Consider the following 24,214-nt stretch of genomic DNA (forward strand, 5'->3'; position numbering starts at 1 on the left):
TTCTATTTTATACCTTGAAAAATAAACAACTATAATAAAATGAAACTGAACATTGCATTATTGCCCGGCGACGGGATCGGACCTGAAATAGTTGATCAGGCCATGAAAGCAGTGAAAGCTGTTGCACAAAAATTTAATCACGAATTAGAATACAACGAAGCATTAACGGGTGCAGCTGCCATCGATGCAGTTGGTGACCCATATCCGGAAGAAACGCACGAATTGTGCATGAAATCGGACGCTGTGCTTTTTGGCGCCATTGGTGATCCCAAATTCGACAACAACCCAAAAGCTACGGTTCGTCCTGAGCAGGGTTTGCTTGCCATGCGTAAAAAACTGGGATTGTATGCCAACATTCGTCCGGTTGAAACTTTTGAATCGTTATTGCACAAATCGCCACTTCGACGCGAACTGGTTGAAGGTGCCGATTTTGTTTGCATTCGCGAATTAACCGGGGGTATGTACTTTGGAGAGAAAGGCCGCAAAGATAATGGAAATACAGCATTCGATACCTGTATTTATACCCGCGATGAAGTAGAGCGCATTTTAAAATTGGGTTACGAATTTGCTGCCAAACGCAATAAAAAATTGACGGTGGTTGACAAAGCCAACGTACTGGAGAGCTCGCGTTTGTGGCGCGAAGTGGCACAGGAAATGGCGCCAAATTATCCGGAGATAAAAACAGAATACATGTTTGTGGATAACGCTGCCATGCAAATTATTCAGTGGCCAAAGAATTTTGATGTAATGGTTACTGAAAATATGTTTGGCGATATCCTTACCGACGAGGCCAGTGTAATCACCGGATCGCTTGGATTGTTGCCTTCTGCATCAGTTGGTATTCACACTTCGGTATTCGAACCAATTCACGGTTCATACCCACAGGCTGCAGGTAAAAACATTGCCAACCCAATTGCTACAATCCTTTCGGCTGCAATGTTATTTGAATATGCTTTCGATTTGAAAGAAGAAGGAAAATTGATCCGCGATGCTGTTGCGGCTTCAATGATTGAAGGTTTTGTTACCGAAGACATTGCCGAAGGACCAGCACAAAGTACATCGGCAGTTGGCGACTGGATCGCTCACTGGATTGAAAAGAACTAAGCAGATATACATCTCGATAAAAAACCCTCAGGAGTTTCCTGAGGGTTTTTTATTTTATTATGCCTCATCAGCAATAGTGGGTGGTTCTATCTTTTTCCAAATAACCGAAAAATCCCAATTTAAAATCTGTTTTAAAATTACCAGCAAGACTACCGAAGAAACGACCAAAACCAGCGATTCTTTCACCGGATCTGTTTCCTGCTGAAAAAACAATGAAGGAACTTGTATCGCTGATTCTTTACTGGTAACCAATAGTGCGCCGAGCGTATTATTAATGGCATGTATGCCAATGGCCAATTCAATTCCGTCATCAAGAACTGCTGTAACTGCGAATGCCACACCAAAAACAAAATACGATGGCATCATCACCCACAATCCGTGTTCTTTCACCTCCGGATTAGCCGCATGCATTAACGCAAACAATATCGAAGGAATGAGAATAGCCGCCCACACACGTTTTGTCCATCCGGCAACACCCTGTGCCAGGTAACCCCGGAATATAAATTCTTCGGTACCTGATTGGATTGGAATAAGCAAAACAGCTACAAAAACCAGCGGAATAAAAGAAGCCGGATCAAAACGAAATTCCAGCTCTTCCGGACTGATAATTAACTGCACAAAAAACAGGATCAGCATAATTGCACCCCATACGCCAGTTCCAAGCCAGAAGCGATTCCATCTAAAAGGGGCACCCCCATTAACAACATCTTTGGATGTTCGCTGATGGAAAGACTTTATCAGAACAATGGCCAAAACCAGTGTTACAATAAACGGGATAACCATAAGTGCCAACCCAAGGCTTGGGTTTATTCCATACGCAGCTAAATCCATCGGATTCTCCGGAGTCGCCACCTGCCCACCATTCATAGCTATTGATACTCCCATTACAACAATGAGCGGTATAGCGCCAATTATTTGCCCGACAATGACTGCCACAACCATTACGACTAAAAATTTCCACCATTGATTTTGGCCATCGAACGCGCGCGATAAATGTTTCATTTCTTAAATTACTTTGAAGGTTCTAAGTACCAGCTAAGATAAAACATTTTGTTAAACGAACAAGCAAAAGTTCTCATTCAAAATTTACAGTTCATTGTCAGCCAACACTTCACTCCACGGTAAAAAAATAGTATTAAAATTTCTCGAGCTCTTTTATTTCTGAGAAATAATACTTTACTTTGTATTTCAAAGTACTTTTAAAATGAATGAATCAGAAAAGCTGTTAAGCGAATTAAAAGACATCCGCAACATTATGGAACGCTCAAGTCGTTTCCTGTCACTCAGTGGACTATCAGGAATTTTAGTGGGTTTGTATGCACTTATCGGTGCTTTTTTTGCCCATCGCATTGTAAGTCAGTTTCCCTACTCCATACCAAAGGAAAGTATAAACGATGTCCTCACCTCGATATTTATTATCGGTATTACAGTTTTAATTCTGTCGCTTTTCTCCATTTACATTTTAACAGTCAGGCAGGCTAAAAAAGAGGAAAAACCGATTTGGGGACCGGGTTCAAAACTGTTACTGATCAATCTGCTGATTCCATTGGCAACTGGAGGAATATTAACTGCGGTGCTTGCCTTACGCGGTTACTACGGGGTTGTTAGCCCCTGTTTTCTTATTTTTTATGGACTAGCACTGGTAAATGCTGCCAAATATACACGCCCCGAAATTCTTAGTCTTGGTTTGGTTGAGATCGTACTAGGATTACTGGCGGCAATATTTCCGGGTTTCGGTCTTTATTTCTGGGCCATTGGATTTGGTATCGTTCACATTATTTATGGGTTGATGTTCTTAAATCGTGAAAACAAAAATTCAGAAGCGTGAAGAATCCGATTCAAAATCTGAATAAGGCCTTTGAGAATAAAGTAAGGCTGGGCGTTATGGCTGCTTTAATGGTGAATTCGCGCTTGAGTTTTAACGAACTGAAAGAATTGCTTGAATTGACTGATGGTAACCTGGCCAGCCACATAAAAGCATTGGAAAAGGAGAAATTCATTTCGGTGAATAAAACCTTTGTTGGCAAAAAGCCAAACACAACTTATGCAGTTACAACGAACGGCAGTAACGCTTTTGAGTTGCATTTAAAAGCATTGGAGGATTTAATAAACAATCAAAATATAACAAACAAATAATTTTTTTATTCATTTACTTTGTATTTCAAAGTACTTTTAAATCAATCAAATCATGGAAAAACAAGAAAACATTTTAGATCGCCTCGGAATCAGTTTCCACAGAACATTGTCGTTCAAACTTTTAGTAATCGGTATGCTTATTATCATTTTGCTGATTCCGAAAGTAATGATCCAGGAGTTGGTTGGCGAACGCCAGAACAACTCGGTGCACGTAGTGCACGAAGTGATGAGCAAGTGGTCAAACGAGCAGCTCATCAGTGGTCCTGTACTTTACATTCCCTTCAAAAAGGGAATCTATAACGAAGAGGAAGGCCAGTATAACGAAGTAACCCGGTACGCTACGTTCCTGCCCAAAGAGTTGTCCATTAACGGGAAACTACTGCCCAAACAACTGAAAAGGAGCATTTATAATGTGGATGTGTACGAAGCGGAACTATCGATAGCCGGTTATTTTGAGGATATTGATCTGGAGAAACTGAACATTGAATCTTCAGATATAATTTGGGACGATGCTCACCTGCAATTATCCATAAGCGACTTGAGAGGAATAAACCAAGGACTGACGCTTAAATGGAACGATGTACAATATACGTTCTCGCCCGGAAAAGCAGCCTCGCCGATTGGGCACAGCGGCGTTGCCATGCCTCTTAAACAGCTGTTTGACGAAGACTTGAACGGAACTTTCAACATCAAGCTGCAGTTAAAAGGCAGTCAAAACCTGATGTTCACTCCACTGGGAGAGACTACTACCGTTCATTTAAAATCGGCATGGAACGATCCCGGATTTACTGGCAATTTTCTTCCTACTGACCGCGTTGTGGATGACAAAGGTTTTAAAGCCGACTGGAGCGTTTTACATTTTAACCGAAACTACCCCCAACAATGGATAAGTACCAACAATACCCTTAACCAAAATGATATTGAAAACTCAAAATTCGGTGTTGAAATGGTTAGCCTTGCCGACCATTACCAGAAAAATACGCGCAGTGCCAAATACGCCATCCTCATCATTATTATAACCTTTGTGGTTTTCTTTCTATTTGAAGTGCTTTCGAAACAGCGTATCCATCCGTTTCAGTACATTATGGTTGGTTCGGCAATCACTATTTTCTATTTACTGTTGTTGTCAATATCTGAACACCTCGGTTTTAATATGGCGTATCTGCTTGCAGCATTGGCCGTAATATTACTGGTATTCTTTTACACACGTAGTTTTATGCCCAAGCTAAAAACTCAACTGGGAACCAGTTTCGGATTAGCGGGTTGCTACCTGTTTATTTTTATCCTGTTACAACTTGAATCGTTTGCACTGCTGGCCGGGAGTATTGGATTGTTTGTACTCTTAGCAGCATTAATGTTTTTTACCCGAAAGGTGAATTGGTATAAAGAATAAGCTCAACGCCTCCTTTCGTATCCTTCGGAAGGAGGTTATATAAACAGAAAATATGAAACGAACATGAATTTTCCTCATTCTAGATTCACAAATAAGAATGATTAAAATTTATGTGAGTTCCTGAATGTATTCAAATTTTTTGAACATTCAGAAATCAAAAAATTTTTAACAGATGAAAACGTCCTTAGTACATTCGGTAAATCAAAGACTCAAAAGCTTTCAACATGCATTTCATGGAATTATATCGCTCTGGAAAACAGAAATACATTTTCGAATCCATTTGGTGATTGCCTGTTTCGTACTAATTCTGGGATGGGTTGTAAAGTTGGAACTCACTGAATGGATCTTCATCATTTTTGCCATTGGTTTTGTGTTAGGTGCAGAAGCTTTTAATTCAGGAATTGAACGCATTTGTAACTTTATGTGTGCGCAACAAAATATCAATATCAAGGTTATAAAAGATATTTCAGCAGCTGCTGTTGTAATTGCCACGGTTATGGCAGCAGTAGCAGGGATCTTGATCTTCCTGCCAAAGCTATAAAATAGCACTGCTTAGTTTGCTTTTGGCAGCTTCCAACTTATCTTTGCACAAAAATTGCAAAATGAGCGACTCAAAATATTTTCCCCAATTGCAGGATATTACAACGGCAAAACACAACCTTAGCGAAATAGTGCTTCACACGCCACTTCAGAAAAACCTGAATTTATCGGAAGAATACAAGGCCAACGTATATTTAAAACGCGAAGATCTGCAGATTGTCCGTTCCTATAAAATTCGTGGCGCTTACAATAAAATTGCGCATCTTTCCGATGCCGAACGCAAAAAAGGAGTGGTGTGTGCCAGTGCGGGAAACCATGCCCAGGGAGTTGCCTATTCGTGCCGACTTTTAGGAATTGATGGTAAAATATACATGCCATCAACAACACCTAAACAAAAAATTAAGCAGGTAAAAATGTTTGGCAAAACCCATGTGGAGGTGATTATTACCGGCGACACTTACGACGATGCCCACCGTGCAGCACTTGAAGATTGCCAGAAAACGGGCATGTCGTTCATCCATCCATTCGACGATCCTCAAATTATTGAAGGGCAGGCAACAGTTGGATTGGAAATTTTGCAGGATGCGAAAGAAACGATCGACTATCTGTTTATTCCAATTGGTGGTGGTGGTTTGGCAGCAGGTGTTGGCGCTTGTTTTAAACAAATTAGTCCGAACACAAAAATTGTTGGAGTAGAACCTGCCGGGGCACCATCGATGCAAAAATCGCTGGAGGCAAATAAAGTAATCAAGCTGGAAAAAATAGACAAGTTTGTTGATGGTGCCGCCGTTCAGCGTGTTGGCAATGTTACTTTCGAAATATGCAAACAGGTTATTGACGAATATCGCCCCGTACCTGAAGGGAAAATATGTACGAAGATTCTGGAATTGTACAACCGCGATGCCATTGTTATTGAACCGGCAGGGGCACTGTCGATTGCCGCGCTTGATTTTTATCGCGATCAAATTAAAGGAAAAAACGTAGTTTGTATTGTTAGTGGCAGTAATAACGACATCACCCGCACCGAAGAGATAAAAGAACGATCGTTGCTATACGAAGGCCTAAAACATTATTTTATTGTTCGTTTTCCGCAACGTGCCGGTGCCCTGCGTACTTTTGTTGATGTGGTACTTGGCCCCACCGACGATGTTACCCATTTTGAATACTCGAAAAAAACAAATCGTGAAAAAGGTCCTGCAGTAATCGGAATAGAAATTCAGAAAAAAGAAGATTTTGAAGGGCTTATAAAACGCATGGAAGAAAATGGGTTTATTTACGAGTACCTAAACGAAAAACCTGATCTTTTTCAGTTTTTGATATAATGAATATTTACAAAACCATTTAAAATTTTGGAGTAGTCAAAACAACCATTATAGCTAAAAAGATAAGTATTATTTCAATAATTACATGATTCAGTTTCACAATTGGCAAGCGCAGATAGAAATAGCTTTGCCAGGTCTCTAAAAAAAGATAAATTAGCGACTCTTTATTTGAAATCGAAAAAACCTGTTCATGAAAATCCGAAATATTCCTCTCTACCTCCAAATAGTAATTGCTTTATTTTTAGGTATAATATGGGCTTTGTTATCGAGTTATCTCGGATGGAGTAATTTTACCAACAACTGGATTGCCCCATTTGGAGATATTTTTATTGCCCTGCTTAAACTTATTGCCATTCCTCTTATTTTATTCTCAATTATTGGAGGAATTGTAGGTTTAGGCAATCCTAAAGATTTGGGTAAAATGGGATTAAAAACACTCTCCTTTTACATCGGTACTACTTTTATGGCAGTTGCTTTAGGACTATTGCTGGTCAATACAATCTCTCCCGGAAAAAAATTATCAGAAGAGGTACGTGTTGAAAGTAGAATTGCCTATGAAATTTGGGCAGAGGATAACAATATTGAAAGCATTGCAAATCCTGCATTAAACAATAACAAACTCTACAAGGAAGCATTAAAAAACAGAGATAATATAGCAAGTAGCTCAGAAGTAAATCCTGAAGATATTGTACAACCTCCGCAAAAAGAAAAAGGCCCGTTACAAGCTCTGGTGGATATAATCCCCGAGAATATATTTAATGCTTTATCGGGTAACGGTTCCATGCTTCAAATTATATTCTTTGCTATATTTTTCGGGATAGCACTGTTGTACATTAAGCCCAAAAAGGCTGATCCCATAATTCAGCTCGTAAATGGGATGTCTGATGCTTTCATTAAAATGATAGATATAATAATGATAGCTTCGCCCTATTTTGTTTTTGCTTTAATGGCTGGTGTGGTAAACGACATTGCAGGCGACGACATTCGAAAAGTGCTTGAACTCTTTATGGGATTAACGTGGTATTCGGTTATCGTATTTGGAGGATTGCTGATTATGGCATTTGTTTTATACCCGCTCTTACTTAAAGCATTTGGTGTAAATATTAAATACCGCGACTTTTTCAGAGGGATTAGCCCTGCCCAGGTGCTGGCATTTTCATCCAGTTCGAGTGCTGCAACCCTTCCGGTAACAATGGAATGCGTTGAAGAGAACCTAAAGATTGATAAAAAGACAGTGAGTTTTGTTTTACCAATTGGCGCCACAATAAATATGGACGGAACAAGCTTATATCAAGCGGTGGCTGTTATATTTCTGGCCCAAATGCACATGATTGATTTAAGTTTGGGGCAACAACTTACCGTAGTGCTCACAGCTACTTTAGCAAGCATTGGCTCGGCGGCAATTCCCAGTGCCGGACTGGTAATGCTGATGGTTGTATTGCAATCGGTTGGCTTAAACCCGGCATGGATTGCGATTATTTTACCCGTTGATAGAATTTTAGATATGATGCGTACTGTGGTAAATGTAACAGGCGACGCAACAGTGTGTACTTTGGTAGATAAAACGTCAACAGGAATAAACAAAAAATAGGTTCACTCCATACATTTTTTTCAATTAATCTAAAGAGCTACACTTGTGGAGCTGTTTACCGTAGCTCAGTCGGAAAACGAAGAAACAAGCGTGGCCGTGCAAAAAGATTATACTTTTGCTTTTATTCTTTGGAACGATGCTTTTATTTTGCCAGGCAATAAGTGAATAACACTAAATCATCTGCAAAATGCAATTTCTAATCTGCAAAATTCTGATTCTTTCGAAACACACAGACTAGACGAAATTATCGGCTTATTGGCAGAATATCAGTTATTTATTCAAATAAATCGCGTACCATTGTATTGGAAAAGCATTTAACATTACAATGAAATTTTTTAAGTACCGGGTTCTTAACCACATCCTGTTTTGGATATTTATATTTACTTTTTATACCGTTCCGTACCTTTTGTCGTATGGATTTGAAATAAAAGCATTTATAAACATCATCTATATCCCTATCGACATTGTTGGTGTTTACATTGTTATTGAATACCTCATTCCCCGCTTTGTATTTAAAAAGCGACGTTTTGAGATTTTCATATTAGGCACTGCTATAATCATTGCACTCAACATTGCAATATCGTATTATATAAAGCTGAATATCCAACCCATGCTCGGGTTTAGGGTGGTGCGTCGCCCGTTTAGTGCAGAACTGTTTTCAGCCTTGCTGAATAATTTTATGATCATTGGCACGGCCACGGCTTTTAAGCTGTTCAGCTATTCCTACAATATTCAATTAACCCAGTCGGAACTGGAGCGTAAGACCATTCAATCGGAATTAGGAATTTTACGCTCACAGGTAAATCCTCATTTTCTTTTTAATGTTTTGAATAACATTGATGCACTAATTTTTGAAGACAAAGAAAAAGCTTCAAATGCCATCGTTCTGCTCTCAAAAATCATGCGTTACATGCTGCAGGAATCAACGCACGAAATGGTAAAACTGGATAAAGAACTTAGTTATATTCAAGACTATCTGGAGCTGGCAAAACTAAGCTTTGCTGATCCTGATTTTTTAAAATTTGAACAGAAAGGAGCACTTAACTCGCAATATGTGCCGCCACTTTTGTTTATCCCCATTATCGAAAACGCCGTAAAACATTGTAATAAACAATCAGAATCGCCCGGTATAGTCATCAACTTTTATATAGATGCAAATTGGATTGAACTACGTACCTCGAATTTCGTAAAACGCAACACCTTCAAATTACCAGACAGTGGCACCGGAACAGGATTAATAAATGTTGAAAAGCGATTAAAACTCCTTTATGGCAGCAATTTTACTTTTGATATTAAAAAGGATATGGATAAATTTGATGTGCATATAAAAGTACCGGTTTAATCGAAAATAGGTTTCCTATGAAAATGAATTGTATAGCTGTTGATGACGAACTTCTGGCCTTAAAAAAGATAGAACGTTTTGCCGAAAAAATTGATTATCTGAACCTTATGGGCACCTTCGATAACGCTCTGTCAACCTTTTCATTTCTGCGCGAAAACAAAGTCGACCTTATTTTTCTCGATATTCAGATGGACGAATTCACCGGCATCCAGTTGCTTGAGACTTTAAAAGATCCGCCATACGTTATTTTAACAACAGCTTTTGATGAATATGCCCTGAAAGCTTACGAGTTAGACGTTGTTGATTACCTGCTGAAACCCATACCTTTTGAGCGTTTTGTAAAAGCCACCGAAAAAGTTTATGTACGCTTTTTAAAAGACCAGAATAATCAGGCTCCGATGCCAACCCGGCAACAACCAGTTGAAAATAATGAGCACCCTGAATTTACTTTTATAAAATCGGGGAATAAAACGGTTAAAGTTTATTACGATAAGATTTTATACATTGAAGGACAGCGCGATTACCTGCAAATTCACACCGAGGACAGTCGGATTATGACCCTCCTGAATTTCAAAAAAATGCAGGAATTGCTGGATGATCAGAAATTTATTCGCGTACATAAATCGTATATCATTTCAATTGATAAAATAGACTACATCGAAAACAATACAATCAAAATAAAAGACAAACTTATTCCGGTGAGCAGCACGTATAAAATCGCTTTTCAAAACCTGCTTCAGAAAAAGAATTTTCTTTAAGTAACGAGGACTAATAGACGCCTTTTTAACAAAATTTCACGCACAAACATTTTCATTTTTTTTATTTTTGCAGCTGCTTTTAAAACTAAAACCTGAGTAAAAATGAAGCGAGGAATTCAAGTTTTTATTTTGTTTTTTATTGTTGTAACGCTAACAAACTGTAAAAAAGCAGACACCAGTATTTTGTACGACAAAAAGTACGTTGAAGAAATAAAACAAGTTAGAAAAGAACTTTCTTTTTACATGCGGAATAATTTTATTCCGGGGGCACAAATCGCCATCTCCAAAAACGGAAAAATTATCTATTCGGAAGGTATTGGTCTGGCCTCGAAAGATCTTGAGGTATCAACCACCCGCGATACAAAATTCCGTATCGGCTCCTTATCCGAACTTTATACCACGCTTATTTACCTAAAAATGGTGGAAGATGGCACGCTCATTCCTGACTCTACAATTCAGCATTATCTCCCTGAATTTCCGAAAAAAAGACTTCCCATCACCTTGGATAACCTAAAGAATCATACTTCAGGAATAAGGCAGTTAAATAGCCGCGAAAGCAAGTGGCGGGGCATAAATGTTTCGCTACAAAAAGGACTGGAAATTTTTCAGGATGATGAATTGATGGCACCACCGGGAAACTTTCAACAAGAAAGCCGCTTAAACTTTAACCTACTTGGTGCCATTATGGAAGAAGCATCAGGGAAAAAGTTTAACACTTTACTTAAAGAGTATGTAACCGACACGCTGCATTTTGAAAATACCGCTCCTGATAATCCTTTTGCTACAATAAAAGGACGTACCGATTTTTACGATCACAATATGATTGCACAGGTGACAAATGCATTAACCATTGACATGCGCTGGCGAGCTCCATCCGACGGGCTTTTATCAAGTGCCGAAGATTTGGTAAAACTCACAAATATTTACCTCTCCTCGGATTACCTCAACGACAGCACCCGCGCTCATCTTTTTGAGCCCGTAATGCTGAACAACAATCAGCAATCGCAATTTGCCAACGGGTGGATTATTCTTCACGACCGCGAGGGAAATATTGCCTACGGACGCGAAGGTTTTGTGCATGGAGGTAGTTCTGCAGTGCTTATTTACCCTGATGAAGAACTGATTATTGCGCTTACAACAAACCTAACTCAGGAACGAGCCAATTCTCCGGTATTCAAACTGGCCCATATTTTTCTGCCAAAAACGGAAGAAGCCGAAGAATAGAATCGTCTTTTCCACGAACAATACAGGGGTTTTTATATTAACTGCTTATACAGAAATAAGAAGTGAATAACTAATTGAAATACTGGGCAAAATCTTCCGGCATTTTGTCCAGTTCTTTTATCTCAATATCCTTATAAAACACCTCGGCAGCCTCGCTTTGTAGCTGTATTTTTCCTTTATCTAACGGCAAAGTTTCACCATCTTTAATGTAGCGCGAATTACGCAGTATCATTACCACCTGCCCATTCACAATATGAATGCTATTCCCGTCGTAACAAATCAGTTCCAGGGTATTCCACTCCCCCGGCGCTTTTTCATAATTTCCACTTCGCAGGCAAAATCCTTGTATTTCTTCACTCTGGCCCATCGGCAGGAAGGGTTGACTTTCATCGGCAACCGGATTCATAATATACTCGGGCAGGTATGCTCGGATGTCGATTGCTGAAGTGATTTGGCTCCAGTAATCTCCCAGGTGGCCTTCCATTACCTGAAATTCCTGCGACAACATCCAGGTGCGCCAATACTCGGCTCCCAGCGACCCAATGGAATGATATAAAATACCTGAATCTTTCAGCAGACTTTTACGCGGATCAAACTTTTTATCGCCCCATTTCATTTTCATTCGCAAGTGATAATTAGCGTATTCTTTTTTGCTTATGAGGCAGCCATAAATTTCACCGCTGATCTTAATAACTTCTTCACCATTATCTTCTGTTACCGTAAATACATCGTAGCCCTTTTTATTTAATCCAATGGGTGAAATAAGGTTCCCGTCGGCATCCTTTGGTTGTTCTCCATTGTAGCCCAACTTATGTTTGTAACTTAAATAGGTATCCCATTTTGAAAGATCATTATCCATTAACAGTTCCCATTCGTCAGCCGTATTACAGGATAAGAATAGAAAAGTAAAAAGGAATATTATGATTGAATTTCTCAGCTCCATAGTTTCATTATTATTTGGTTAACGAATTGTCGATTTTTGATTTGAACTCGTTTGCATACCCATAATTACTTGGCAATATCTGTGTTGCCGTAATAATTATTAGCTGGTTGGTAGGATTGATCCAAAAGTTTGTAGAAGCCATCCCTGCCCAACTGTATTCTCCGCTTTCAAAATCAACAGCTCCGGCCAGTCCAAATCCCATGTTGCCATTTTCGTAGCTTGCAGTTTCAGGAAGTTGGTTACTCATAATCATTTTTACGGTTTCCGGTTTCAAAATTCTGGCTCCATTCAGTTCACCACCGTTAAGCAACATCTTACAAAAACGGGCATAATCATCAACAGTTGAAACAAGGCCTCCACCCCCCGAAAATAGTGTTACCGGTTCTTTAAATGCGTCTGCAAAGCCTTTTTGTGCTGGTTGAAGCCTGTTATCATCTCCCTGGTTATATAAATTGCATAAGCGATCGTGTTTTTCTTCCGGCACATAAAATCCGGTATCGTCCATTTTTAGCGGTCCAAAAACGTGCTCCTGAAGGTATTCATCGAAAGGCTGTCCTGAAATTACTTCCACGAGGTAACCGGCTACATCAATCGAAAGTCCGTACATCCATTGGGTGCCGGGTTGAAAGTTTAGCGGCATATCAGCCAATAAAAGCATTTTATCCTCCAGTTTTCCGTCCCAGCCACTAACATTATTTACGCGGTAAAGCGAATCAACATAGGTCGGATTCCAGCCGTAAGAAATTCCGGAAGTGTGAGTAAGTAAATGGCGAATCGTCATTTCGGGTTGCTGTTCCTCCAAGCTAAAACCATTATCGTTGGGCGTGTATACTTTTATACCGGCGTATTTTGGAATGTAATCCGATACTTTATCATCTAAATCAAATCGCCCTTCATCGTACAAAGTCATCAAAGCAACTGCCGTAATCGGTTTACTCATGGAAAAAATTCGAAAAATGGTATTGGGTTCAATAGAAATTTCATTTTCTCTGTCGGCATAGCCTTTGTTCATTCTTAAAACCTCTTCACCGTCTTTAATTACCAGCGCAGAAAAACCTGCTAACTCACCCTCATCAATATACTGCTGAATAAGATTCTCTGCTGATGCCAGTGAATCAGCAAGCATACCTGTATTTGTTTTCTGCTCTTCTTTGGTTGAAGTACACCCTGTAAAACCCAAAACAAGCACTAATAAAAGCGGGAAATAAGCTTTAATTGATTTCATATAATTTTTATTTATTGTTAGTTTATTCCTTAGTACGGTAGATTGAAGCACCCCGGATATCTTCAAAAATATAAAATGCTGCCCGTAATTTGTCATCACTGGCTAAATTTACTTAAATAGTGTTACAAGCAAAGCTTTTTGTTACAGGTTTGCCATGCGCATCGTCTTCCGTTTTAACTCTGGCTTAACAAGCATCAACTATTCACAACAAAGATGTTGCGGAACATAAAAAAGGCAGTACTTTTGCGGCGTCAAAAAATAATGGCATCATGGGATACACAAGCAACACACTGATTATCAGAAGAGATTTATTAAAACAAATCGTCAAACTCTTTGCCGATGGTAAGCTGGTTGAAGAAATCGACCGAATTCCTATCCTGATGGCTCCAAAACGAAGCGAAGCAAAGCACCGCTGCTGCATTCATAAAGAGCGGGCAGTGATAAAATACAAACTATTTCCCTTGCTTGGCTTTACCGTTGACGACGAAAAAGACGAACTAACGCCTTTGAGCCAATATGCCGAAAATGCCCAAAACCGGAACCAATTAAAGAAAGAAACAATGACTGTGGTTGACGAAGCCTGTACCAGCTGTGTAAAAGCGCAGTACGTGGTGAGTAACCTTTGTCGTGGCTGTGTTGCACGGCCGTGTATGATGAACTGCCCAAAAGACGCCGTAAGAATGGTTAATGGGCAGGCTCAAATCGACTCGGGAAAATGTATTAATTGTGGTATTTGCCAGAAACAATGCCAGTACCACGCCATTATCCATGTTCCCATTCCGTGCGAAGCGGCATGTCCTGTTGCCGCGATTTCAAAAGATGAATACGGTGTTGAACGCATTGACGATGATAAATGTATTTACTGCGGAAAATGTATGGTCGCTTGTCCGTTTGGCAGTATTTTCGAGGTTAGTCAGCTTATTGATATTCTGATGTGCATCCGCAAGGAAGAACACACCACAGCGATTTTTGCACCGGCTATTCATGGTCAGTTCAACCTTTCAACCGGACAAATTGAAAGTCTGCTAAAAGAAATTGGTTTTAACGAAGTGGTGGAAGTTGCCGACGGCGCACGCTTAACGGTGGAACACGAATCGGCAGAATTTCTGGAACGCATGGACGAAGGTGCAGCGTTTATGACTACCAGTTGTTGCCCAAGTTATGTGGAGACAGTTGACAAGCACGTGAAAGGCTTAAAACCTTTTGTCTCTGACACACCATCGCCAATGATGTATGCCGCAGATATGGCACGCGAAAAAAACCCGGAAACGAAAGTGGTTTTCATCGGGCCATGTATCGGTAAACGCAAAGAAGCCCGACGCAACGAAAAGGTAGATCATGTAATGTCGTTTGAAGAGTTGAATGCACTTATCGTTGGACTGGATATTGATCTGGGTGGACTGCCCGATAACGAAAACCGCCACAATAAAAAAACACTTGATCGTGGTTTTGCACTCTCGGGAGGTGTGGCAGCAGCCGTTAAAGCTGAACGCCCCGAAGCAAATATTAAAGAACTGATGATAAACGGTGTTGATAAAAAAGCCGTTGGTATGATGAAAGCTTATGCGCGTGGAAAAGCACCGGCAAACTTTATAGAAGTAATGGTTTGTGAGGGTGGTTGTATTAACGGACCGGCATCGCTGGGTGAAATGGCAGGTAACCGCAAATTGTTTAATTCGAACCTTAAATAGCTGTCATTTCGAATCCCGAAGAATGAGGGTGAGAAATCTGCTGTCAATCGAAACAGATTTCTCAGTCGTTCCTCCTTCGAAATGACAAAGAAAGGAAAACATGGATAAACATTTTCAAAATACAATTTTACGATCAACAGGAGCCGAAAGCCTATACGAAATTGAAGTCATTCAAAGTTTGTGGAGTGGCTACGGCGAGATCGTACGTTTTGGATTGCAAGGTTGTGAACTTGAAAGTGTGGTGGTAAAACATGTAAACCTGCCTGAAGGAGGATCACATCCACGCGGTTGGAACACCGATCTTTCGCATCAGCGGAAATTAAAATCGTACAAGGTGGAAACGCAGTGGTACAAGTCGTTTAATGCGAAGTGCGACGATGACTGCAAAACACCACAATGTTTTGCATTGGAAACAAAGGGCAACGAAGTTTTAATGGTTTTTGAAGACCTCGACAGCTCCGGATTCGCTGAACGATTAAGTTCCTCTGTTAACTGGGATAATATTGGAGCCTGTCTGCATTGGCTGGCCAATTTTCATGCAACTTTTATGGAAACAAAGCCACAGGGTTTGTGGGAAACCGGCACCTACTGGCACCTGGAAACCCGCCCCGAAGAGCTGGAAGCAATGGACGACCAGCCCTTAAAAAATGCCGCTTTAACTATTGATGAAAAACTGAGCGCAAGTCCTTTTCAAACGCTGGTGCATGGCGATGCCAAACTGGCCAACTTCTGTTTTTCAAACGATGGAAAGAATGTGGCAGCTGTCGATTTTCAATATGTTGGCGGTGGTTGCGGAATGAAAGACCTGGCTTATTTTATTGGCAGCTGCATGAGCGAAAACGACTGTGAGAAATACGAAGGGAAATTGCTCGACATCTATTTTTCTCATCTGCGTGAAGCACTTCGAAAGAAGAATACCACTATTGATGGCGATGCGCTAGAAGCCGACTGGCGTAATTTATATCATTTCGCCTGGGCCGATTTTCACCGATTTTTAAAAGGCTGGCATCCCGGGCACTGGAAAATCAATTCGTACAGTGAACGTGTTTCGCGCGAAGTAATTGAACAGCTTTCGATATAGTTTTGTGCTTGCTTTGTTTAACTTTAAGGCTCAATAATTAGAGTAAACATTTCAATCAAACTATGCAATTATCAATCACCGACTTAAACACACTTTGTCTACTTGCCATTAAGGCGGCCCAAAAAGCAGGTTTGCTAATCAGCGAGTTTTCCACAAAAGAAGTAAGCGTAAAGAATAAAGAAGCTGCCGACAGCCTGGCCTCGCAAGTGGTTACCGAAGTAGATGTAAAAGCACAAAATATAATACTGGAAGTGCTATCTCCTACCCTTTCGAAGTACGATCTGGCACTACTAACCGAAGAAAGCGTTGACGATAAAAGCCGTCTTCAAAAAGACTATTTCTGGTGTATCGATCCAATGGACGGCACATTGGCTTTTACCGAAAAAACACCCGGTTATGCCGTTTCCATCGCATTGGTTTCAAAATCGGGGAAGCCGGTAATTGGAGTCGTGTTCGATCCTACAACACAAAATCTGTATCATGCAATAAATGGCCAGGGAGCTTTTAAAAACGATGTGGCCTGGCAACCCAACCTTGACCTGGAAGGGAAAAATTCGTTCACCCTTCACATAGATCGGACTTTTCTAGAATTCGATTATTTCAATGAATTTATTTTGGGCCTGGAGGAGAGACTGACTGAGCTAAATATTAACCAACTGAAAATACAAAAACAGGCCGGTGCAGTTTTAAACGCCATTTGGACACTCGAGCAGGCACCGGGTTGTTATTTCAAAATCCCAAAACCAACCGCAGGAGGTGGTAGCCTTTGGGATTTTGCAGCAACAGCTTGTATTTTTAACGAGCTTGGTGCTCCGGCAACAAGTTTCAATGGCAGCGCTCTCGATCTGAATCGGAGCGATTCTACCTTTATGAACCACCGCGGAGTTTTGTACGCCTCAAACCAATTGATTGCTAAAATAATCATGGGAAATCCAATACTAGCTAAAAATACTTAATTGTCTTCTTTTTTGCTTCCGACTTGCCTTACATTGATTTATTGAGTAACTTGTAGCTACCATTAAATCACCATGGACATTGATCTGTACATACAAAAGATTATTTCGACCTATAAATCGTCCATACGCTTTCGGGTTGGTTTTGCTGTTGTTATCATAGCTACAGGTCTGTTAATCATACTGCTAAACGCTCTCAATATCCTCTTCTTTCCCGACGAACTAAAAAGCCTTGTAAGCATCTCCGGCACTTTGGTTTCATCGGTATGTGCTTTTCCGATAAAAGAAATTATCGACAGACGCAACCAGATTAAACTGATTAATGAATTATCTGATCAGTACAATCATTCGAGTGGCAAAGACAAAAAGAAACTTGAAGATCTGATCTGGAAGTTTATCGAAAAAAACGTAGTTGGCTGATCATGGAAAATCAAAGCGACAAAATATTAAATAAATTCCAGGCCGAGGAAAAAAAGGCACGAAAGCGCATGTTTGCTTATTCGTCTATTCCGCTTGCTCTTACAGTAATTCTAATCCTGGTTTCGTATTTGGCCATTCAAAATGCCGGCAAAGAAGTTACAATTCTCAAACAAGAAAAAAGCGCGTTGGAGGAAAATATAACTAATCTTAATACAATTATCAGCGAGAAAGCCGACAGCATTGCTGAAATGCGAAAAGTTATGGAACTGGCTGTTAATTATAAAAATAAGCGTTACGAGTTTAATTTTGCAGTTGACAAAGAACTCTACTCAAGACATCCTAAGCAAGCAGAAATGTTATCTGCAATTCGTCGTATGATTGAGGAAGAGCAGGTAAATTGGAAACTGGGGGGCAATTCGCCGGAAACCGGTTTCGATTCGCCAAGTTTTGCGTCGTTTATGATCAACCGACATTCGAAAACAAAAGTTCAGGCACAAAACCGTTACCAGTTGCGAAACGAACTTCCCACAAGCGCATCGCCTGAAGTGGGAGATGTTGTTTTTTACGAACACGGTTATGCCATGTTTTATTTTGAATACCGCGGCAAACCATTTGTTGTAGGCATGACCCCACTCGGACTTTCATCGCTTCAGTATGATTTTGGTCCCAAACGTTTGGGCTTCGGAAAAGTAAATTATTAATATTAGTTAATTACAGAAACAGCTGCTGCCCAATCGGGAAATACAGACACATCAATATCAAACACCAACACACCCCAGAAATACATTACCAGAGTAGCTACAATTATTCCGGCCAGGTTCAGCAATATCCCGGTTTTAACCATGTCTTTCACCCGGATACGATTGGTGCCAAAAATGATGGCATTGGGAGGTGTCGCAACCGGTAACATAAAAGCCAGTGAAGCCGCTAATGTTGCCGGAATCATTAACAACAACGGATTTACTTCAATGGCAGTTGAAAGCCCTGAAAGAATGGGTAAGATCATTTCGGCAGTTGCCGTGTTTGATGTTAGTTCAGTTAAAAACGACATCATGGTAACATTGGCAAAAGTAAGCACAATGGGTGGTACATTGGCAAGGCCTGCCATTTGCTCACCAAACCATACCGAAAGCCCCGATTCAACAAATCCTTGTGCCAGGGCAAAACCGCCGCCAAATAAAAGTACAATGTTCCAGGGAATTTTACGGGCTGTTTCCCAATTCATTATCCGCTCTCCTTTTTCGGATTTTGAAGGAATGATAAAAAGCAAAAGCGCAATAAATATAGCCACAGTTCCATCGTTAATGTAGGAAGGATTTTCAAACAATTTCGACCACCCGGGAACCACCAGCGATTGGATAGAAAACCCGGAACGGAAGATCCATAAAAAAGCCAGAATAGTAAATAATATCAGCACGATCTTCTCCTCGGGTTTTGCTTTTCCGAGTGCATTGTATTCTTCGCGAAACTGGTTGATGTGAATTTTTTCCAGTCTTTTTTGGGTTTGTACATCACAAAAAGTAAAAGCCAGGCCAATAGAAATAACAGCACCGTAACCGGAAGTGCAAAAATAAACCAGTCGGCAAAAGAAATTTCTGTCATTTCGGGGAAAATGATATTTACAATTCGGGCAAACGACAAGTTGGGAGGCGTGCCCACCAATGTTGCAACACCACCAATCGATGCGGAATAAGCGATTCCCAAAAGCAGCCCAATGGAATACTTTTCTATTTTCTTTTCTCCCAGGCTTTCCTCCAGTTTAAATATTATAGAAAGTGCAATAGGTACCATCATCATTGCAGTAGCGGTATTCGACATCCACATCGATAAAAAAGATGTAGCCAGCATAAATCCCAGTAAAATTCGCCCGGGACTAATACCAACAACAATCAAAATCCGCAATGCTATTCTCCGGTGCAAATTCCAACGCTCCATGGCAAAGGCCATTAAAAACCCACCAATAAACAGGAAAATCAGGTGATTAAAGTACATGGCAGAAATGGTTTTCCCATCAACCACTCCAAACAAAGGGAAAAGCGCCACCGGCAACAAAGCGGTCGCTGCCAGCGGGATAGCCTCTGTAATCCACCAAATCGCCATTAACAAGGCAATGGCAAAACAGTAGGTTACATTTCGGTTCTGAGGATCGAGATCGGTAAAAAGAATAACAAACAAGCTGATCAACGGGGCCAGAACCAAAGCCCACTGCTGTATTCCGGTAGTTTTCGATCTGATTAACTTAGGCATTTTAGCTGAATTAGTTCTCCGAATTTAGTATAACACAACGACTTAAACAAAAAGCATATTTCAGAATCAACTGACTGAATGCTAAGCAAAACAAGCAGCTTTTCCTATTTCAGTAACGAAAATGTATAGAAGAAACTACTTTATTAACTTCCTAATCCGTATCTTGAATGGAACAAAACACATAGATATGTACACATACAAAGCAACAGTTGAACGAGTGGTTGATGGCGACACCATCGACCTGGTAATCGATCTTGGGTTTAAAATCACCACTTTTCAGCGCATTCGCCTTCGTGGCATAAACACCCCGGAAACCTATAATGTAAAAAGGGAATCGGAAGAATACAAAAAGGGCATGAAAGCCAAAGCATTTGTTATTGAACGCATTTCGAACAATAACAACGAAATAATTGTTGAAACCGATAAAGATGTGGGCAAATTTGGCCGTTATATCGGTGTTATCCGGCTGCCAGACAAAGAACAAGCCCTTAACGATGAGCTGGTGGAAAAAGGTTATGCCAAATATGTAGAATACTGATTCAAGTATACACAAATAACAAAAAAACATTCTATCTTTTCAACGCAGATTTGTAAACAATATTTATGACGACACAGAGTAACAAATTTGGAACGGCTCCGGTATTTCTAACGGCCATTTCTACAATTCTAGGTGCTATTTTATTCCTGCGTTTTGGATATGCATTGGGCACTCTGGGCTTTTGGGGAGTTATCCTCATCATCCTTTTGGGACATTTGGTAACCATTCCCACAGCGCTCGCCATTTCAGAAATTGCCACCAACAAACGTGTTGAAGGCGGTGGAGAATATTTTATCATCTCGCGCTCGTTCGGCTTGAATATTGGCGCCACAATCGGCATTGCACTATTCTTTTCGCAGGCCATAAGTGTTGCCTTTTATGTAATTGCTTTTACCGAGGCCTTTGAGTTCTTTTTTAATCTACTGGCGGAAAAATATGACTTCATTTTGCCGCGGCAGGTAATTAGCTTGCCGGTAATGGCGGGATTGGCTGCTCTTATTATTAAAAAAGGAGCAAACCTGGGAGTTAAAGCGCTCTATTTTGTGGTGGCCATTTTGTTTGTTTCCATCATAATGTTCTTTCTTGGATCGACCGAATTTTCACAATCGGCAAGTCAACCTTTTTCCAGAGATCAGTTCAGGAATTTCGAAAGCTTCTTTGTTGTTTTTGCCATTATTTTCCCGGCATTTACGGGGATGACTGCCGGAGTTGGGTTATCAGGCGACCTGAAAAATCCGTCTAAATCAATTCCCCTTGGAACACTTCTGGCAACGGTGTCCGGCATGATTATTTACGTGTTTATTGTTTATAAACTTACCATGTCGGCCTCCATACAAGATTTAACGGAACAACAGCTGATAATGGGCAAAATTGCTATTGCCGGCGCCGTAATCGTACCGCTCGGACTTGCAGCGTCAACAATTTCATCTGCACTTGGCTCGGTAATGGTAGCCCCGCGTACGTTACAGGCACTGGCCCTCGATCATGCTTTTCCTTCGACAAGAGTTAACCGTTGGCTCGCTAAAGGAAATACATCCGATAACGAACCCCGAAATGCATCCATAATTACGGTGGCCATTGCTTTTGTTTTTGTGGCTCTTGGCGATGTAAATGCCGTAGCCTCTATCATCTCCATGTTTTTTATGGTTACCTATGGATCGTTGTGCCTTATCTCTTTTCTGAATCATTTTGGCGCATCGCCATCATATCGGCCCACTTTCCGCTCACGCTGGTACCTTTCGCTGGTTGGCTTCCTGGTTTCTATTTGGGTGATGTTTAAAATAAGTACTTCATACGCCTTGCTATCTGCCGCCGCCATGACATTGATCTATTTGTACATTAACCATTACCACAAACACCGAAAAGACTTTGCATCGCTGTTTGCCAACTCGCTTTTTCAATTAAACCGCAAGCTTCAGGTGCATTTACAAAAGCGTAAAAAAATGGTAAAACAAAACGAGTGGCGCCCCAGTGCCATTTGTATTTCTGATAAAACTACGCATAACAACTTCTCTTTTAAGCTGCTTAGCTGGATTTCGCACAAATACGGGTTTGGCACTTTTCTACACCTCATCGAAGGTTATTATTCTTCCAAAACCGTTGACCGTGCCGAGCAGGTGCTCAACCAAATGATTGAAGAAATTGACGACGACGAGAACTACGTTTACATCGATACTATTATTTCGCCATCGTACACTTCGGCAATTGCACAGGCCATACAAATTCCGGGGATTGCGGGAATGGAAAACAACATGGTTATTTTTGAATACAACAAAGAAAAACCCGATAACCTGGGTAGAATTATAGAGAATTTCCCGCTGGTAAACAGTGGCGATTTTGATATTTGCGTGTTGGCGTCCTCTCCAAAAAAGATGAAAATTCAGAATGGCATCCACATCTGGATTAATTCCTTCGACACAGAGAATGCCAACCTGATGATTCTGCTCAGTTTTATTTTGCTGGGACACCCCGATTTAAAGAAGACGAGCATCGAAATTTTTGTGGTTTGTCATGAAAATGAAGTAAAACAATCAAAAGACGAAATGAAAAAACTGGTGCTGTCGGGAAGAATGCCAATTACCGAAAAAAATATAAAGATCATTCAGCGCACCGACGAGGTGTCTACCCGATCAATTATAAACAAAGGATCGAAAGATGCCGGCTTGATTCTGATTGGACTGCGGGAAGAAATGGTAAAACACGAGAAAGAAAACACTTTTGCCGGTTACGATGATCTGGGAACTATTTTGTTCGTTCACTCGAAAGAGCAGAAAGCGATTGAGTAACACGAACCGAACCGTATAGTTGAACAAAACAAAATATTTTGTAACTTCCGCTAAATGCTAATTTGATTCTTGATGAGGGAAATAAACGAATTTATTACTAACCAAACAGGCTTGAGTGTTAACATTCAGCACAAAATACTCATCTCTCTATTAATCGTGATCCTTCTTTCTGTCATCCGCCTGGTGATATTACGCATTGTTTGGCGGCAAACACGAACCGTTAAAATCCGCTACCAGTGGAGACGCAATCTTTCTTTTATTATTCCTTTTACGGGAATAGTCTTAATCAGTGCGGTTTGGATTCATGCGTTTGAAGAATTCGGAACGTTTCTTGGATTATTCACCGCTGGTATTGCTATTGCATTAAAAGACCCGCTTACGAATCTGGCCGGTTGGTTTTTTATTTTGGTACGAAAACCTTTTACTGTTGGCGACCGCATACAAGTTGGGCCGCATACCGGCGACGTTATCGACATTCGTTCCTTCCAGTTTACCATTCTTGAAATTGGCAACTGGGTAGACGCCGACCAAAGCACCGGCCGGATTATCCACCTACCCAACGGCAAGGTCTTTCTAGAACCGCAGGCCAATTTCAGCACCGGTTTTGAGTACATCTGGAATGAAACAAAAGTGGTTGTTACTTTCGAAAGCAACTGGGAAAAGGCAAAATCATTTTTGGAAAAGATCATTCAGGATTATTCAAAAGATGTTCATTTAAAAGCGAAAAAAGAAATCCACGAGGCCAGCAAAAATTACCTGATCTACTACAAACACCTCACTCCCATTGTGTACATTAAGGTGATTGATTTTGGCGTTTGTTTAACCATTCGTTACCTCTGCAATCCAAGGCAACGGCGGGGATCGGAAAATATAATCTGGCAAGAAATTCTCAAAGCATTTAATAAAGAAGCCGATATACAATTCGCTTATCCTACTACACGATTTTATAAAGCCAGCGAAGAAATGGAAACGCCGCCAAGCAACCATTAACCCGGCAAAACCGTCCTATTATAAAATTGCTGTTATGATCCGGATTATCTTTTCTTTTTTGCTACTCATTTTTGTTACTACTGCCTGCGATAACGATGAAAAAGGCATTGAATTGGATATTGTTGAAACAGGCTGTGCTAATGGCTGGGACGATTTTTACGAAAGCACCGGCGAATATAAACACGCTGTAACAGCATATCTTGAAGACCACAACATTGCTGTGTATTCAGTAAACAGAGTTACTTACGACACAGGCCCGTTTTGCCTGGCCTGCTTTTGTTCTACCGGTAACTTAATTGTTGTTCAAATAAATAATAATGATGTGGATAAAGCAGAACAACTGGGCTTTAATCTTGTGGTGAACGACCAGTTTAACATTCCCAAATCAGAATAACTGCTACACTTGCTACAATTAAATTCTGTTAAATTCC

General features: G+C 40.5%; 24 protein-coding genes. 19 read left to right on the forward strand and 5 right to left on the reverse strand.

The features are described from left to right. The first annotated feature begins 39 nt into the window (after positions 1-39). Complete coding sequence (gene leuB / locus G0Q07_RS13965; protein ID WP_163347155.1) at positions 40-1,104, forward strand: 3-isopropylmalate dehydrogenase; 1,065 nt, start codon at positions 40-42, stop codon at positions 1,102-1,104. A gap of 57 nt (positions 1,105-1,161) precedes the next feature. Here the strand turns inward: leuB and G0Q07_RS13970 are convergent, their stop codons facing one another. Continuing rightward, positions 1,162-2,106, reverse strand: a complete 945-nt coding sequence (locus G0Q07_RS13970; protein ID WP_163347157.1) for a CPBP family intramembrane glutamic endopeptidase — start codon at positions 2,104-2,106, stop codon at positions 1,162-1,164. A gap of 202 nt (positions 2,107-2,308) precedes the next feature. Between G0Q07_RS13970 and G0Q07_RS13975 the strand changes: the two genes are divergently transcribed. The 9 genes from G0Q07_RS13975 (at position 2,309) to G0Q07_RS14015 (ending at position 11,410) form a co-directional block, all read left to right on the forward strand. After that, complete coding sequence (locus G0Q07_RS13975; protein ID WP_163347159.1) at positions 2,309-2,932, forward strand: hypothetical protein; 624 nt, start codon at positions 2,309-2,311, stop codon at positions 2,930-2,932. Next, positions 2,929-3,240 (forward strand): winged helix-turn-helix domain-containing protein, encoded by a 312-nt coding sequence (locus tag G0Q07_RS13980; protein WP_163347161.1) that lies wholly within the window; start codon positions 2,929-2,931, stop codon positions 3,238-3,240. The genes G0Q07_RS13975 and G0Q07_RS13980 overlap by 4 nt, the downstream gene beginning before the upstream one ends. 52 nt (positions 3,241-3,292) lie before the next feature. Continuing rightward, positions 3,293-4,633: a cell envelope integrity protein CreD gene (creD, locus tag G0Q07_RS13985; RefSeq protein WP_163347163.1), complete on the forward strand. Its 1,341-nt coding sequence runs from the start codon at positions 3,293-3,295 to the stop codon at positions 4,631-4,633. Between the two features lie 172 nt (positions 4,634-4,805). Continuing rightward, complete coding sequence (locus G0Q07_RS13990) at positions 4,806-5,174, forward strand: diacylglycerol kinase family protein (protein ID WP_163347165.1); 369 nt, start codon at positions 4,806-4,808, stop codon at positions 5,172-5,174. Between the two features lie 61 nt (positions 5,175-5,235). Next, the gene (ilvA, locus tag G0Q07_RS13995; protein ID WP_163347173.1) at positions 5,236-6,495 is read left to right on the forward strand and encodes a threonine ammonia-lyase; all 1,260 of its coding nucleotides are present in this window, start codon (positions 5,236-5,238) and stop codon (positions 6,493-6,495) included. A gap of 190 nt (positions 6,496-6,685) precedes the next feature. Continuing rightward, positions 6,686-8,086 carry a dicarboxylate/amino acid:cation symporter gene (locus G0Q07_RS14000; RefSeq protein WP_203532549.1) on the forward strand — a complete coding sequence of 467 codons (1,401 nt, stop codon included), beginning with the start codon at positions 6,686-6,688 and terminating at the stop codon, positions 8,084-8,086. Between the two features lie 325 nt (positions 8,087-8,411). After that, on the forward strand, positions 8,412-9,428 hold the full coding sequence (locus tag G0Q07_RS14005; RefSeq protein ID WP_163347175.1) for a sensor histidine kinase: 1,017 nt from the start codon (positions 8,412-8,414) through the stop codon (positions 9,426-9,428). A gap of 17 nt (positions 9,429-9,445) precedes the next feature. After that, positions 9,446-10,186, forward strand: coding sequence for a LytR/AlgR family response regulator transcription factor (locus G0Q07_RS14010; RefSeq protein ID WP_163347177.1), 741 nt, complete (start codon positions 9,446-9,448; stop codon positions 10,184-10,186). A 102-nt stretch (positions 10,187-10,288) separates the two neighbouring features. Continuing rightward, a complete protein-coding gene (locus tag G0Q07_RS14015; RefSeq protein ID WP_163347179.1) occupies positions 10,289-11,410 on the forward strand; it encodes a serine hydrolase domain-containing protein in 1,122 nt (373 codons plus the stop codon). A gap of 70 nt (positions 11,411-11,480) precedes the next feature. Here G0Q07_RS14015 and G0Q07_RS14020 read toward each other — a convergent pair whose 3' ends face one another. After that, complete coding sequence (locus G0Q07_RS14020) at positions 11,481-12,353, reverse strand: 3-keto-disaccharide hydrolase (RefSeq protein WP_163347181.1); 873 nt, start codon at positions 12,351-12,353, stop codon at positions 11,481-11,483. Positions 12,354-12,363: 10 nt separating this feature from the next. Further along, complete coding sequence (locus G0Q07_RS14025) at positions 12,364-13,578, reverse strand: serine hydrolase domain-containing protein (RefSeq protein WP_163347183.1); 1,215 nt, start codon at positions 13,576-13,578, stop codon at positions 12,364-12,366. 269 nt (positions 13,579-13,847) lie between these two features. On the opposite strand from G0Q07_RS14025, the gene G0Q07_RS14030 reads away from it, so the two are divergent. From G0Q07_RS14030 to G0Q07_RS14050, 5 genes are all read left to right on the forward strand, one after another. Then, a complete protein-coding gene (locus tag G0Q07_RS14030; protein WP_163347185.1) occupies positions 13,848-15,269 on the forward strand; it encodes a monomeric [FeFe] hydrogenase in 1,422 nt (473 codons plus the stop codon). 100 nt (positions 15,270-15,369) lie between these two features. Continuing rightward, positions 15,370-16,350, forward strand: a complete 981-nt coding sequence (locus G0Q07_RS14035) for an oxidoreductase family protein (RefSeq protein WP_163347187.1) — start codon at positions 15,370-15,372, stop codon at positions 16,348-16,350. Between the two features lie 62 nt (positions 16,351-16,412). Beyond that, complete coding sequence (locus G0Q07_RS14040) at positions 16,413-17,306, forward strand: 3'(2'),5'-bisphosphate nucleotidase CysQ family protein (RefSeq protein ID WP_163347189.1); 894 nt, start codon at positions 16,413-16,415, stop codon at positions 17,304-17,306. A gap of 72 nt (positions 17,307-17,378) precedes the next feature. Then, positions 17,379-17,723: a hypothetical protein gene (locus tag G0Q07_RS14045; RefSeq protein ID WP_163347191.1), complete on the forward strand. Its 345-nt coding sequence runs from the start codon at positions 17,379-17,381 to the stop codon at positions 17,721-17,723. Positions 17,724-17,725: 2 nt separating this feature from the next. Beyond that, positions 17,726-18,424 carry a hypothetical protein gene (locus G0Q07_RS14050; protein WP_163347193.1) on the forward strand — a complete coding sequence of 233 codons (699 nt, stop codon included), beginning with the start codon at positions 17,726-17,728 and terminating at the stop codon, positions 18,422-18,424. Between the two features lie 2 nt (positions 18,425-18,426). On the opposite strand, the gene G0Q07_RS20380 is transcribed toward G0Q07_RS14050, so the two are convergent. Both G0Q07_RS20380 and G0Q07_RS20815 read right to left on the reverse strand, forming a co-directional pair. Then, the gene (locus tag G0Q07_RS20380; protein WP_203532550.1) at positions 18,427-19,140 is read right to left on the reverse strand and encodes an SLC13 family permease; all 714 of its coding nucleotides are present in this window, start codon (positions 19,138-19,140) and stop codon (positions 18,427-18,429) included. After that, positions 19,134-19,970 (reverse strand): SLC13 family permease, encoded by an 837-nt coding sequence (locus G0Q07_RS20815; RefSeq protein WP_203532551.1) that lies wholly within the window; start codon positions 19,968-19,970, stop codon positions 19,134-19,136. Before G0Q07_RS20815 ends, G0Q07_RS20380 begins: the two co-directional genes overlap by 7 nt. A 187-nt stretch (positions 19,971-20,157) precedes the next feature. On the opposite strand from G0Q07_RS20815, the gene G0Q07_RS14060 reads away from it, so the two are divergent. From G0Q07_RS14060 to G0Q07_RS14075, 4 genes are all read left to right on the forward strand, one after another. Beyond that, on the forward strand, positions 20,158-20,508 hold the full coding sequence (locus G0Q07_RS14060) for a thermonuclease family protein (RefSeq protein ID WP_163347195.1): 351 nt from the start codon (positions 20,158-20,160) through the stop codon (positions 20,506-20,508). 65 nt (positions 20,509-20,573) lie between these two features. Next, positions 20,574-22,793 (forward strand): amino acid permease, encoded by a 2,220-nt coding sequence (locus G0Q07_RS14065; protein ID WP_163347203.1) that lies wholly within the window; start codon positions 20,574-20,576, stop codon positions 22,791-22,793. A 72-nt stretch (positions 22,794-22,865) separates the two neighbouring features. Then, positions 22,866-23,783 (forward strand): mechanosensitive ion channel family protein, encoded by a 918-nt coding sequence (locus G0Q07_RS14070; protein ID WP_163347205.1) that lies wholly within the window; start codon positions 22,866-22,868, stop codon positions 23,781-23,783. Between the two features lie 34 nt (positions 23,784-23,817). Continuing rightward, the gene (locus G0Q07_RS14075; protein ID WP_163347207.1) at positions 23,818-24,177 is read left to right on the forward strand and encodes a hypothetical protein; all 360 of its coding nucleotides are present in this window, start codon (positions 23,818-23,820) and stop codon (positions 24,175-24,177) included. Positions 24,178-24,214 lie beyond the last annotated feature (37 nt).

Origin of the sequence: Draconibacterium halophilum (assembly GCF_010448835.1) — a bacterium.
Lineage (GTDB): Bacteria > Bacteroidota > Bacteroidia > Bacteroidales > Prolixibacteraceae > Draconibacterium > Draconibacterium halophilum.

Coding starts and splice junctions, on each gene's coding strand:
- G0Q07_RS14035 (WP_163347187.1), top strand. CDS start 15,370: ATGGATAAACATTTTCAAAATACAATTTTACGATCAACAGGAGCCGAA.
- G0Q07_RS14070 (WP_163347205.1), top strand. CDS start 22,866: ATGAGGGAAATAAACGAATTTATTACTAACCAAACAGGCTTGAGTGTT.
- G0Q07_RS14045 (WP_163347191.1), top strand. CDS start 17,379: ATGGACATTGATCTGTACATACAAAAGATTATTTCGACCTATAAATCG.
- creD (WP_163347163.1), top strand. CDS start 3,293: ATGGAAAAACAAGAAAACATTTTAGATCGCCTCGGAATCAGTTTCCAC.
- G0Q07_RS14005 (WP_163347175.1), top strand. CDS start 8,412: ATGAAATTTTTTAAGTACCGGGTTCTTAACCACATCCTGTTTTGGATA.
- G0Q07_RS14015 (WP_163347179.1), top strand. CDS start 10,289: ATGAAGCGAGGAATTCAAGTTTTTATTTTGTTTTTTATTGTTGTAACG.
- G0Q07_RS14075 (WP_163347207.1), top strand. CDS start 23,818: ATGATCCGGATTATCTTTTCTTTTTTGCTACTCATTTTTGTTACTACT.
- ilvA (WP_163347173.1), top strand. CDS start 5,236: ATGAGCGACTCAAAATATTTTCCCCAATTGCAGGATATTACAACGGCA.
- G0Q07_RS13990 (WP_163347165.1), top strand. CDS start 4,806: ATGAAAACGTCCTTAGTACATTCGGTAAATCAAAGACTCAAAAGCTTT.
- G0Q07_RS14060 (WP_163347195.1), top strand. CDS start 20,158: ATGTACACATACAAAGCAACAGTTGAACGAGTGGTTGATGGCGACACC.
- G0Q07_RS14025 (WP_163347183.1), bottom strand. CDS start 13,578: ATGAAATCAATTAAAGCTTATTTCCCGCTTTTATTAGTGCTTGTTTTG.
- G0Q07_RS14010 (WP_163347177.1), top strand. CDS start 9,446: ATGAAAATGAATTGTATAGCTGTTGATGACGAACTTCTGGCCTTAAAA.
- G0Q07_RS14050 (WP_163347193.1), top strand. CDS start 17,726: ATGGAAAATCAAAGCGACAAAATATTAAATAAATTCCAGGCCGAGGAA.
- G0Q07_RS14030 (WP_163347185.1), top strand. CDS start 13,848: ATGGGATACACAAGCAACACACTGATTATCAGAAGAGATTTATTAAAA.
- G0Q07_RS20815 (WP_203532551.1), bottom strand. CDS start 19,970: ATGCCTAAGTTAATCAGATCGAAAACTACCGGAATACAGCAGTGGGCT.
- G0Q07_RS14020 (WP_163347181.1), bottom strand. CDS start 12,353: ATGGAGCTGAGAAATTCAATCATAATATTCCTTTTTACTTTTCTATTC.
- G0Q07_RS13970 (WP_163347157.1), bottom strand. CDS start 2,106: ATGAAACATTTATCGCGCGCGTTCGATGGCCAAAATCAATGGTGGAAA.
- G0Q07_RS13975 (WP_163347159.1), top strand. CDS start 2,309: ATGAATGAATCAGAAAAGCTGTTAAGCGAATTAAAAGACATCCGCAAC.
- G0Q07_RS14040 (WP_163347189.1), top strand. CDS start 16,413: ATGCAATTATCAATCACCGACTTAAACACACTTTGTCTACTTGCCATT.
- G0Q07_RS14065 (WP_163347203.1), top strand. CDS start 20,574: ATGACGACACAGAGTAACAAATTTGGAACGGCTCCGGTATTTCTAACG.
- G0Q07_RS14000 (WP_203532549.1), top strand. CDS start 6,686: ATGAAAATCCGAAATATTCCTCTCTACCTCCAAATAGTAATTGCTTTA.
- leuB (WP_163347155.1), top strand. CDS start 40: ATGAAACTGAACATTGCATTATTGCCCGGCGACGGGATCGGACCTGAA.